Source organism: Dactylosporangium sp. NPDC050688 (genome assembly GCF_040654515.1).
Lineage (GTDB): Bacteria > Actinomycetota > Actinomycetes > Mycobacteriales > Micromonosporaceae > Dactylosporangium.
This window is the reverse complement of record NZ_JBFAIC010000079.1, coordinates 25,703-36,068: the sequence shown is the minus strand read 5'-3', so window position 1 is coordinate 36,068 and position 10,366 is coordinate 25,703. Positions and strand designations below refer to the sequence as shown.

The 10,366-nt window shown below is 71.3% G+C and carries 11 protein-coding genes; 7 read left to right on the top strand and 4 right to left on the bottom strand.

Annotated features, from left to right (window positions below; genetic code table 11):
- Positions 1-582: 582 nt before the first annotated feature.
- Positions 583-2,088 (bottom strand): aldehyde dehydrogenase family protein, encoded by a 1,506-nt coding sequence (locus AB0H83_RS44445; RefSeq protein ID WP_360107425.1) that lies wholly within the window; start codon positions 2,086-2,088, stop codon positions 583-585.
- 103 nt (positions 2,089-2,191) lie between these two features.
- On the opposite strand from AB0H83_RS44445, the gene AB0H83_RS44440 reads away from it, so the two are divergent.
- Positions 2,192-3,025, top strand: coding sequence for an alpha/beta fold hydrolase (locus AB0H83_RS44440; RefSeq protein WP_360107422.1), 834 nt, complete (start codon positions 2,192-2,194; stop codon positions 3,023-3,025).
- A gap of 19 nt (positions 3,026-3,044) precedes the next feature.
- Here AB0H83_RS44440 and AB0H83_RS44435 read toward each other — a convergent pair whose 3' ends face one another.
- From AB0H83_RS44435 to AB0H83_RS44425, 3 genes are all read right to left on the bottom strand, one after another.
- The gene (locus AB0H83_RS44435) at positions 3,045-3,746 is read right to left on the bottom strand and encodes an SDR family NAD(P)-dependent oxidoreductase (RefSeq protein WP_360107419.1); all 702 of its coding nucleotides are present in this window, start codon (positions 3,744-3,746) and stop codon (positions 3,045-3,047) included.
- Positions 3,747-3,869: 123 nt separating this feature from the next.
- The gene (locus AB0H83_RS44430) at positions 3,870-4,370 is read right to left on the bottom strand and encodes a MarR family winged helix-turn-helix transcriptional regulator (protein WP_360107416.1); all 501 of its coding nucleotides are present in this window, start codon (positions 4,368-4,370) and stop codon (positions 3,870-3,872) included.
- Positions 4,371-4,426: 56 nt separating this feature from the next.
- Positions 4,427-4,783 (bottom strand): DoxX family protein, encoded by a 357-nt coding sequence (locus AB0H83_RS44425; protein WP_360107413.1) that lies wholly within the window; start codon positions 4,781-4,783, stop codon positions 4,427-4,429.
- 129 nt (positions 4,784-4,912) lie between these two features.
- Here AB0H83_RS44425 and AB0H83_RS44420 point away from each other — a divergent pair, with 129 nt between their 5' ends.
- The 6 genes from AB0H83_RS44420 to AB0H83_RS44395 all read left to right on the top strand — a co-directional run bounded on the left by AB0H83_RS44420 (position 4,913) and on the right by AB0H83_RS44395 (position 10,296).
- Positions 4,913-5,329 (top strand): hypothetical protein, encoded by a 417-nt coding sequence (locus AB0H83_RS44420; RefSeq protein WP_360107410.1) that lies wholly within the window; start codon positions 4,913-4,915, stop codon positions 5,327-5,329.
- Between the two features lie 30 nt (positions 5,330-5,359).
- Positions 5,360-6,343 carry an alpha/beta hydrolase gene (locus AB0H83_RS44415; protein ID WP_360107407.1) on the top strand — a complete coding sequence of 328 codons (984 nt, stop codon included), beginning with the start codon at positions 5,360-5,362 and terminating at the stop codon, positions 6,341-6,343.
- Positions 6,344-6,353: 10 nt separating this feature from the next.
- Positions 6,354-6,854 carry a DUF456 domain-containing protein gene (locus AB0H83_RS44410; RefSeq protein WP_360107404.1) on the top strand — a complete coding sequence of 167 codons (501 nt, stop codon included), beginning with the start codon at positions 6,354-6,356 and terminating at the stop codon, positions 6,852-6,854.
- Positions 6,855-6,944: 90 nt separating this feature from the next.
- Positions 6,945-7,700: a maleylpyruvate isomerase family mycothiol-dependent enzyme gene (locus AB0H83_RS44405; protein WP_360107401.1), complete on the top strand. Its 756-nt coding sequence runs from the start codon at positions 6,945-6,947 to the stop codon at positions 7,698-7,700.
- 218 nt (positions 7,701-7,918) lie between these two features.
- The gene (locus AB0H83_RS44400) at positions 7,919-9,703 is read left to right on the top strand and encodes a 3-hydroxybutyryl-CoA dehydrogenase (RefSeq protein WP_360107398.1); all 1,785 of its coding nucleotides are present in this window, start codon (positions 7,919-7,921) and stop codon (positions 9,701-9,703) included.
- 263 nt (positions 9,704-9,966) lie between these two features.
- The gene (locus AB0H83_RS44395) at positions 9,967-10,296 is read left to right on the top strand and encodes a hypothetical protein (protein WP_360107395.1); all 330 of its coding nucleotides are present in this window, start codon (positions 9,967-9,969) and stop codon (positions 10,294-10,296) included.
- The last annotated feature ends 70 nt before the right edge of the window (positions 10,297-10,366 follow it).

Below are 10,366 nucleotides of genomic sequence, written 5' to 3'. Positions count from 1 at the left end.
GGGTTCCCACCCGCGGCCCCCATGCTCCCTGCGGTCGCACTTTCGAGCTGGCCCGACTGCGAGATCGGGCGCTGCGCTTTCTGGCGCCGTCGTGGTCTGGCTCTCCATGAGGGTTGGACGTTGGCGGGGGTTGCTGTGCTTGCTCCGCGCCTGCGGCGCGGGGCGGGGGTTCCCACCCGCGGCCCCCATGCTCCCTGCGGTCGCACTTTCGAGCTGGCCCGACTGCGAGATCGGGCGCTGCGCTTTCTGGCGCCGTCGTGGTCGGGCTCTCCATGAGGGTTGGACGTTGGCGGGGGTTGCTGTGCTTGCTCCGCGCCTGCGGCGCGGGGCGGGGGTTCCCCGCCCCGGATCCCACCGTGGTGATCGAAGTCGCGTGCTGGTCGTCTGGATGACCGCCACGCGACTTCGATCAAGCAGGAAAGATCACCAGGCGCGCCGGTTACGGCCGCGACGCGACTTCGATCAACCGGGCAAGATCGAGTGGGCCGGTCGCGGCCGGCACGGGGTCGGCCGCCTGCCGCGACCCGCGGGCGCGGCGCCCGATGCCGGGCAATGGCACGCCGGCGAGCGGCCGGGGCGTCGTTACTTGGAGCGGCCGTGGATGAGTTTTACCAGCTTCAGGGCCTGCTGCATGGTCTTCGGGGTGCGGTCGAAGGTCATGATGGCCAGCAGGGTCGGACCGCGGCGCTTGACGATGGCCTTGGCGCGGGTGAACTCGCGCAGGCCGTCCTCGCCGTGGATGCGGCCGAAGCCTGAGCCGCCGACGCCGCCGAAGGGCAGGGACGGCATGCCGGCGAAGGTGAGGGCGGAGTTGACCGACGTCATGCCGGAGCGGACGCCGCGGGCGAGCTCCAGGCCGCGGGACTTGGAGAAGATGGCGCCGCCCAGGCCGTAGCCGGTGCCGTTGGCGAGCGCGACCGCCTCGTCGGCGTCCTTGACGCGGGCGATGGTGAGCGTCGGGCCGAAGGTCTCCTCCTGCACGGCGGCGGCGTCCTCGGGCACGTCGACGAGGATGGTCGGGCTGACGAACGGCGGGCGCACCGCCTCGGCGCCGCCCAGGACGGCGCGGCCGCCGCGGGTGAGGGCGTCCTCGATGTGCCGGCGGATGATGTCGATCTGCGAGGGCATGGTGATCGGGCCGATGTCGGCGGTGCCCTCCTCGCCGATGGTGAGCTTGGCGGCCCGGGCGACCACCCGGCCGAGGAAGGCGTCGTAGACGCTGTCGGCGACGTACACGCGCTCGATGCCGACGCAGGTCTGGCCGGCGTTGGTCAGGCCGCCCCAGACGCAGGCCTCGGCGGCGGCGTCCAGGTCGGCGTCGGCGGCGACGATCATGGCGTCCTTGCCGCCGCACTCCAGCAGCACGGGGGTGAGTGACTCGGCGGCGGCGGCCATGACCTTCTTGCCCGTTGCCGTCGAGCCGGTGAACGCGATCTTGTCAACGCCGGAGCGGCAGAGGGCGCCGCCGACGTCGCCCATGCCGTGCACGATCTGCAGCACCGGGCGCTCCGGTACGACCTCGGCGAAGCGGTCGACGATCCACTGGCCGACCGCGGGCGTGTACTCGCTCGGCTTGAACACCACGGCGTTGCCGGCGGCGAGGGCGTACGCGATCGAACCCATCGGCGTGAGCACCGGGTAGTTCCAGGGGCCGATCACGCCGATGACGCCGAACGGCAGGTACTCCAGGTAGGAGCTGTGCTCCGTGAGCAGCACGGACGAGCCGACCCGGCGCCGCCGGAGGACCTTGCGCGCGTGGTGCGCCGCCCAGGCGATGTGGTCGATCGCGCCGATCGCCTCGACGAGGGCGTCCGCGGTGGGCTTGCCGCCCTCGCGGTGCATCAGCTCGGCGAGTTCCTCCAAGCGGTTGGTGAGCACGCTGCGGAACGCGAGCAGCCGCTTGCGCCGGCCCGCGAACCCGAGTCCGGCCCACCAACCCGCCGCGTCCCGGGCCCGGGCGACCGCGTCGGTGACATGATCGGGGGAGGCCACGGGGAAGCGTCCGACCTCGTCGCCGCTGGCCGGGCTGGTCGAGATCAGCGAGCCCTCGTCGATGGCGGGGACGCCGGGAGTTCGCGTGGCGGTCATTGCGCGAGTGTAAACCCGGAGATTACTCACGAGTAGCCCCAAAACCGTGTCGAGGACGCCGCGTCCGCCACGACCGTCCGGTGCCAACCATGAAGGAGAAATCATGAAGGTCGAGACGCTCAAGGTACCCGGGGCCACCCTGCACTACGAGATCCGCGGCAGCGGCCCGGTCCTGCTGCTGATCTGCGGCGGCGTGTACGACGCGGAGGGCTTCGCCGGCCTGGCCGAGGCGCTCGCCGGGGACCGGACCGTCGTCACCTACGACCGCCGGGGCAACTCGCGCAGCCGCCTCGATGGGCCACCGGCCGTGCAGTCGGTCGAGGAGCACGGCGACGACGCGTACCGGCTGCTTGCCGCCGCCGGCGTGGTCGAGGACGAGCCGGCCGAGGTGTTCGGCAACAGCTCCGGCGCCGAGATCGCCCTGGACCTGGCGGCCCGGCACCCGGAGCTGGTGCGCACGGTGGTGGCGCACGAGCCGCCGGCGTTCGAGCTGCTGGCCGACGGCGGGCACTTCCGCGAGCTGATCAAGCGGGTCGAGGAGACGTTCCACCGCGACGGCTGGGAGGCGGCGATGGGCGTCTTCGCGGCGGGCGTGCAGATGGCGGGCGAGGAGCCGGCACCGGATGGCGGCCCGGCGGCGGTGGACCTGCCGTCGCCGGACGCGATGGCCCGCATGCAGGCCAATCTGCCGTTTTTCGTGGGGTACGAGGTGCCGCCGTTCGGCGGGTGGGTGCCCGACCTGGACACGTTGCGTGCCGGGGCCGTGCGGATCGTCCCGGCGGTCGGCGCCGCGAGCGCCGGTGAGGCGCCGCACCGCGTCGGGGTGGAGCTCGGCGCGCGGCTCGGCGTGCCGGTCGCCGAGTTTCCCGGCGGGCACGGCGGCCACGGCAACGTCGCCGCCTTCGCCCCGCGGCTGCGCGAGGTCCTCGCGCGGTAGGTACGGTCGGCCGCCCCGGTCAGGGGGCGTGCTCCTTGATGATCCGCTCGGCGACGGTCATCGGGTCGGCGAGCCGTCCCTCCGCGTGCGCGTCGATCCACCGCTGCTGGCCGGGGAAGTAGGTGCCGGACGCGGCCGCGCGGCGGATGTTGTCCTGCATCCCGGTGTCCATCTGCCCCGGGTCGATGCTGGCGACGGTGACCCGCTCGTCGTCGGCGACCTGGGAGGCGACCGCCTCGAAGAACGTCTCACCGGCGGCCTTGGTGGTGCAGTACAGCGACCAGCCGTCGATGATGCGGTGCGCGGCGCCGGAGGAGATGAACAGCACCCGCAGCCGCGCGCTGTCGGGCGCCGCGCGCAGGAAGCTGTTGGTCAGCACCACGGGCGCGGTCAGGTTGACCGCGATCGCATGCGTGATCGCCTCCGTGCTGAGCTTGCCGACGGCGCCGATGGGCTCGACGACGGCGGCGTTGTGCAGCAGCACCGCCTCGTCCGACTCGCGCAGGAACGCCCGCAGCGTGTCGTGGTCGGGCAGCCAGTGCGCGTCGGCGACGTCGGTGGAGAAGAGGGTCACGTCACCGGGCCGCTCGTCGCGGAGCTGCTGCTGCTCGGGAGTGAAGTGCCTGCCTACCGCCAGGATCCGGTCACCGCGTGCGCTGCACACATCAAAGAGGGCGGCGCCCAGGCCGCGGGACACCCCGGTGATCACGACGGCACGCATGCGGTCACTCTATTCCTGTCGGACCACACGCCGACAGGCTCTGTGGTTCCGATGCGGTGACGGCTTTCCGGCTGCGCCCGGGTGACCGGCCGGGTCCCCGTACCATCGCGGCCGCACGACCCGTCAGGTCCTGGCCTTCGGCACCGGCGGGCCCTTCGGGGCGCCGGGGCAGGTCGAGCCGAGCCGGTCGGCGACCGCCCCCAGCGCGTCGGCGAGCGCGGCGGTCTGCGCCTCGTCGAGGTGGTCGAAGATGAGCCGCCGCACGTCGGCGATGTGGGCGGGGGAGACCTGCGCGGCGAAGCGGCGGCCGGCCTCGGTGACCCTGGCGATGCTGACCCGCCCGTCGCACGCGTCGCCGGTGACCTCCACGTAGCCGAGGTCGACGAGTTTGCGCATACGGTGGCTGAGCCGGCTCTGCGACATGTTCATCTGCGCCGCCAGCTCCGACAGCCGTAGGCCCTCCTGCTGGTCGCTGAGGGCGGCCAGCAGCCCGTACTCCACGTGCACCAGGCCGTGCGGGCGGAACGTGCGCTCCAGCTCGGGGAAGCCGACCAGCACGATGGCCAGCAGCGACATCCAAGCGCGCTGCTCGGTGTCGTCCAGCCATCGTGTCTCGTCGTTCATGGCATCCATGGTGCCTGGGGGTCGCATGCCGTGGCCAACGCCACGTCCGATACGTGTCAGAACCGGCCGATCGCGATGACCAGCGCGATCGCGCCGAGCACCAGGTTGACCGGCAGGACGGAGTACTCCTTGGCGCGCACGTGGTCGCCGATCGCCAGCAGCATGATGACGAGCAGGCCGACGGCGGCGAGCGGGGTCAGCACGGTGGCGATGCCGGTGGCCCACGGCAGGATGAGCCCGAGCCCGCCGAGCAGCTCCATGACGCCGATGAACTTGATGGTCCCGGCGCTGCGCCGCTGGGTCCAGGTCATGTTGGCGGGCAGCTTCTCCTTGGGCTGGGTCGCCTTCATGAGCCCGGCCGCGATGAACGCGGCGCCGAGCAGGCCCTGCAGGACCCACAGAACGATGTTCATAGCTGCTTCTCCTCAATTTGTTTAAGCTTCAAGCGCATGGTGCGGCATGCATACTTGAAGCGTCAAGCAGCTGGGGTGCATCCCGGGCGGGTGAGCATGGTTCACCTTTGGGCGGCCCACGGTGGCCGCATGAGTACGACATCGACAACGGGCCGCCAATCCGGCTGGGTCACCGGCTTCGCCGTGTTCGGCGGCAGCATGATGGTCGTCATCGGCATCTTCCAGATCGTGGTCGGCCTGACCGCGATCTTCGAGGACACCTTCTACGTGCTCACCGACAACTATCTCTTCGGCTTCAACGTCCAGACGTGGGGCTGGATCCACCTGGCACTCGGCGTGATCGTCGCCGCCGGCGGCGTGGGGGTGCTCGCCGGGCAGGTCTGGGCGAGGGTCCTCGGCATCGTCCTGGCCGCCATCAGCGCGGTCGCCAACTTCCTGTTCCTGCCGTACTACCCGCTGTGGTCGATGCTCATCATCGCGGCCGACGTCGCGGTCATCTGGGCCCTCACCAAGTACGACCGGAACATGTGGGCCGAGCACATGTGACGGGCACCCACCGAGTGCCACCATGCGGTGATGCACGTCACCACTCGGGGCCCGATCGACGGCCCTCCCGTTCTGCTCATCCACGGAAACTGTTCATCGTCCGGATACTGGGAGCCCTTGCTGCGCCACCTGCCGCAGGACTGGCGGATCGTCGCGCCGGACCTGCGGGGGTACGGCGCCAGCCCGGCCCTCGGCGTCGACGCCACCCGCGGCGTGCGTGACTTCGCCGACGACGTCGCCCCGCTGCTGACCGCGTTCGACCGCAAGCCCGTCATCGTCGGGCACTCCCTCGGCGGCGGGGTCGCCATGCAGCTGCTGCTGGACCACCCCGAGTCGATCGCCGCGCTCGTGCTGGAGGCGCCGGTCTCCCCGTACGGCTTCGGCGGCACCCGGGACCTCGACGGCACCCCGACCACACCCGACTTCGCCGGCACCGGCGGAGGTTCGGCGAACCCCGACTTCGTGCGGCTGCTGGCCGCCAAGGACCGCGGCGCCGAGGAGCAGGCCGGCCCGCGCAATGTCATGCGCGCCTTCTACGTCGCCGACCCCGCGTCGCTCGGCGACGACGAGGAGCCGCTGCTGGACACCATGCTCAGCACCGCCGTCGGTGACGACCAGTACCCCGGTACCGGGAGTGCCAGCGACAACTGGCCCGGCGTCGGCCCCGGCGAGCGCGGCGTGCTCAACACCCTGTCCCCGCGCTGGCTGAACCTCTCCGGCATCGTCGACCTGCCCGTCAAACCCCCGATCACGTGGATCCGCGGCGATCAGGACGCGATCGTGTCCGACGCCTCGTTCTTCGACCTCGCCCAGCTCGGCAAGCTCGGCCTCGTCCCCGGCTGGCCCGGCGAGGAGGCCTGCCCGCCCCAGCCGATGATCGGGCAGACCCGGGCCGTGCTGGCCGCCTATGGTCCGTACACCGAAATCGTCTACGAAGGGTGCGGCCACTCCCCGCACGTGGAACGCTCCGCCGACTTCGCCGCCGCACTGGCGGGGGTGGTCGCGTCCGCCTAGCCTGATCATCGTGGATGTGACGGACAGCTCCGGTCTCGTGGCCCTCATCTCCGGTGCCGCGGTGCTGATCGGGGTGATCGGCGTCCTGGTCCCCATGCTCCCCGGCCTGCTGCTGTGCTGGGCCGGGGTCATGGTGTGGGCCGTCTTCGGCGGCCACGGGGCGGTCGGCTGGACGGTCGCCGTGGCCGCGACCCTGGTGCTGGCCCTCGGCTTCACCGCCAAGTACCTGGTGCCCGGCCGCAACCTGAAGCGCGCCGGGGTGCCCAACCTGACCCTGTTCCTGGGCGGCGTCCTGGGCATCGTCGGGTTCTTCCTGATCCCGGTGGTGGGCCTGGTGGTCGGCTTCGTCGTCGGCGTGTTCATCGTCGAGCGGGTCCGTCAGAAGGACAACGCGCGCGCCTGGGAGTCGACCAAGCACGCGCTGAAGGCGGCCGGGGTGTCGATGCTCATCGAGCTGGCGACGGCGCTGCTGATCGCGGGGATCTGGGTCGGCGGGCTGCTGGTGGCCTGACCGCCGCTCATGCGCTTCGGTGCTTTGTGCTTCGGCGCTTTGCACTTCCGGGTGGGCGTTTTTGTCGGGGGGTCGGCTTAGCATGTCGGCATGGAAATCGGGCAGCACATCGATGCGCTGGAGCGTGCCGGGCTCGACTTCGTCGACGCGGCGCAGAAGGCGGGCCTCGACGCCGCCGTGCCGACCTGTCCCGAGTGGACGGTCCGCGACCTCGTGCAGCACGTGGGCTATGTCCACCGCTGGGCGACCGCATATGTCCGCGACGCCCGCCCCGCCGTCCTCACCGACGATGAGGAGGAGGGCGCCGTCGGCCCCATGCCCGCCGACGACGACCTCGTGCCGTGGTTCCAGGAGGGCCACGTCGCCCTCGTCGACCAGCTCCGCGCCGCACCCGACGACCTGACCTGCTGGCACTTCCTCCCCGCCGGCTCCCCGCTCTCCTTCTGGGCCCGCCGCCAGGCCCACGAGACGATCGTCCACCGCGCCGACCTCCACGCCGCCATCGGTCAGCCCGACGGCGTCGACCGCGACCTCGGCGTCGACGGCATCGACGAGCTGCTCATGGCTTTCTATGCCACCCGCGGCCGCCGCCTGCGCTGCGACGAGCCCGCCGTCCTCGCCGTCGACGCCGCCGACGCCCCCCACTCCTGGACCGTCCGCATGGGCCCCACCGGCGCCGAGATCACCCGCGGCACCCCCACCACGGCCGACTGCACCCTCCGCGGCCCCGCCAGCGACCTGTATCTGGCGTTATGGAACCGCCGCACCACCGCCGACCTCCACGTCCACGGCGACGAGACCGTCCTTGCCCTGTGGCGCGAGCGGGCCACGATCCGCTGGACCTGACGGGCCGCCGGGCCGAGCTGCGTCCATCGCTCGTTCGCCAGTCCACCGGTACTTCCGTCCACCCTCGGATGGACGGCGACCACTGGATGCCGGGCGCGGCGTGGGCGGTGCGAGCCGCCGGGAGCACCGCACGGCAGGGGGATATCCCACAGGGCGTGACGGGGGGAGGGCGTGGGAGACTCGCCAGTAACCTGAGCGGTCGTTAGGGAGGTCGTGCGATGGGGCGCGAGTTTGGTTCCGTGGGTGTGGTCGGGCTGGGCACCATGGGCGCCGGCATCGTCGAGGTCTTCGCGCGCAGTGGGCTGGCGGTGACCGCGGTCGAGATCAGTGACGGTGCGCTGCACCGCGGTGAGGCGACCATGCGCGGGTCGCTCGACCGGGCGGTCGCCAAGGGCAAGCTGTCCGCCGAGGACCGGGACGCGCTGCTCGGGCGGGTCAGGTTCGCGGTCGGGCTGGACGCGCTGCACGACGTGGACCTGGTGATCGAGGCGGTGCCCGAGCAGCTGGAGCTCAAGCAGCGGATCTTCGCCGAGCTGGACCGGGTCTGCAAGCCCGAGGCGATCCTCGCGACGAACACGTCCAGCCTGTCGGTCACGGAGATCTCAGTGGCGACCGGGCGGCCCAACCAGGTCATCGGCATGCACTTCTTCAACCCGGCGCCGATCATGAAGCTGGTCGAGGTGGTGCGGACGGTGGTGACGTCGCAGGACGTGGTCACCGACATCGAGGCATTGTGCGAGCGGCTCGGCAAGGTGGACGTGACGATCACGGACCGGGCCGGGTTCATTGCGAACGCGCTGCTGTTCGGGTACCTGAACCAGGCCGTGTCGATGGTGGAGTCGCGGTACGCGACCCGCGAGGACATCGACGCGGCGATGAAGCTCGGGTGCGGGCTGCCGATGGGGCCGCTGGCGCTGATGGACCTGATCGGCCTGGACACGGCGTACGAGATCCTGGACACGATGTACCGGCGGGGCGGCCGCGACCGCAGGCACGCGCCGGTGCCGCTGATCAAGCAGATGGTGACGGCGGGGCTGCTCGGGCGGAAGTCGGGGCGGGGGTTCTACACGTACGAGAAGCCCGGTTCGCCGGTCGTGGTGCCCGACGAGTTCACGCCGATCGGGGGCGGCGCGGGCAGCTCGGCCGAGCACGTCGCGAAGGTGGGCGTGGTCGGCTCGGGCACGATGGCGACGGGCATCATCGAGGTGTTCGCGAAGGCTGGCTTCGAGGTCGTGTCGGTGACCCGGGGCGCGGAGAAGTCGGCGCAGGTGTGCGAGCGGCTCAAGACGTCGCTCAACAAGGGGGTCGTGCGCGGCAAGCTGACGGAGAAGGACCGGGACGCCGCGATCGGGCGGGTCACCTGGTCGGCGACGCTCGACCATCTCTCCGACGTCGACCTGGTGGTCGAGGCGGTGGTCGAGGAGCTGTCGGTGAAGAAGGCGCTGTTCGCCTCGCTCGACGAGATCTGCAAGCCGGGGGTCGTGCTGGCCACGACGACGTCGAGCCTGCCGGTCATCGAGTGTGCGGTCGCGACCGAGCGCCCCGCGGACGTGGTGGGGCTGCACTTCTTCAACCCGGCGCCGGTCATGGGGCTGGTCGAGGTGGTCCGCACGATCCGGACGTCCGACGCGACGGTGCAGACGGCGACCGCGGTGTGCCGGGCGCTGGCCAAGCACGCGGTGGTGTGCGCCGACCGGTCGGGGTTCGTGGTGAACGCGCTGCTGTTCCCGTACCTGAACGACGCGGTGAAGATGGTCGAGGCGTCGTACTCCACGGCGGACGACATCGACTACGCGATGAAGCTCGGCTGTGGCTACCCGATGGGGCCGTTCGAGCTGCTCGACGTCGTCGGGCTGGACGTGTCACTGGCGATCCAGCGGGAGCTGTACCTGGAGCTGCGCGAGCCCGGGTTCGCCCCGGCGCCGCTGCTGGAGCACCTGGTGACGGCCGGCTACCTGGGCCGCAAGGTCGGCCGCGGCTTCCGCGACTACTCGAAACGCTGATCGCTGGTGCGCTGACCACGCAGATCGCTGCGCCGTCGGGCCGGGGCCCGCGCCGGTCGCGGCCGGCATGCTTGTGATCTTGCCCGGTTGATCTTGCCTGTTTGATCGAAGTCGCGTCGTGGTCGTCCAGATGACCGGGACGCGACTTGGATCATGACGGTGGTCCGACAGGTGGTCCGACAGGTGGTCTGACAGGTGGGCCGGGGACCGCCGGCCACAGCCCGTGATCGGTTCTATTCGGTGATCATCGGTACGCTGGAAGGGTGAGCCCACGTCGCAACCATCCTCGTCGCGACGCTGCGCCTGAGCCGATCGATCTCGAGCGGGTCAAGCGTGGCGTCGAGGGTGTGCAGACGTGGAGCGACGGTGAGTGGCAGGTGCGCAACATTCCGGCGAGCGCGGCGGTGAAGGCGTACCGCTGCCCAGGGTGCGACCACGAGGTCGCGCCGGGCGTGCCGCACCTGGTGGCCTGGCCCGCCGACGGCCGCGGCGATCTCGGCGACCGCCGCCACTGGCATACCGGCTGCTGGCGCGCCAGGGACCGGCGCACGCCCAACATCCAGCGCAGCCGCAGCGCCCCGCGTTACGGCTGAGCCCCGTTGTGGCTGAGCCCCGCAGCGACCGCCAACCCGCAGCGACCGCCAACCCGCAGCGACGGCCAAC

What these genes read in the sequence shown, in the direction of transcription:
- AB0H83_RS44435 (WP_360107419.1), bottom strand. Translation starts at nt 3,746, where the DNA reads ATGCGTGCCGTCGTGATCACCGGGGTGTCCCGCGGCCTGGGCGCCGCC.
- AB0H83_RS44420 (WP_360107410.1), top strand. Translation starts at nt 4,913, where the DNA reads ATGAGTACGACATCGACAACGGGCCGCCAATCCGGCTGGGTCACCGGC.
- AB0H83_RS44445 (WP_360107425.1), bottom strand. Translation starts at nt 2,088, where the DNA reads ATGACCGCCACGCGAACTCCCGGCGTCCCCGCCATCGACGAGGGCTCG.
- AB0H83_RS44415 (WP_360107407.1), top strand. Translation starts at nt 5,360, where the DNA reads ATGCACGTCACCACTCGGGGCCCGATCGACGGCCCTCCCGTTCTGCTC.
- AB0H83_RS44400 (WP_360107398.1), top strand. Translation starts at nt 7,919, where the DNA reads ATGGGGCGCGAGTTTGGTTCCGTGGGTGTGGTCGGGCTGGGCACCATG.
- AB0H83_RS44440 (WP_360107422.1), top strand. Translation starts at nt 2,192, where the DNA reads ATGAAGGTCGAGACGCTCAAGGTACCCGGGGCCACCCTGCACTACGAG.
- AB0H83_RS44405 (WP_360107401.1), top strand. Translation starts at nt 6,945, where the DNA reads ATGGAAATCGGGCAGCACATCGATGCGCTGGAGCGTGCCGGGCTCGAC.
- AB0H83_RS44425 (WP_360107413.1), bottom strand. Translation starts at nt 4,783, where the DNA reads ATGAACATCGTTCTGTGGGTCCTGCAGGGCCTGCTCGGCGCCGCGTTC.
- AB0H83_RS44430 (WP_360107416.1), bottom strand. Translation starts at nt 4,370, where the DNA reads ATGAACGACGAGACACGATGGCTGGACGACACCGAGCAGCGCGCTTGG.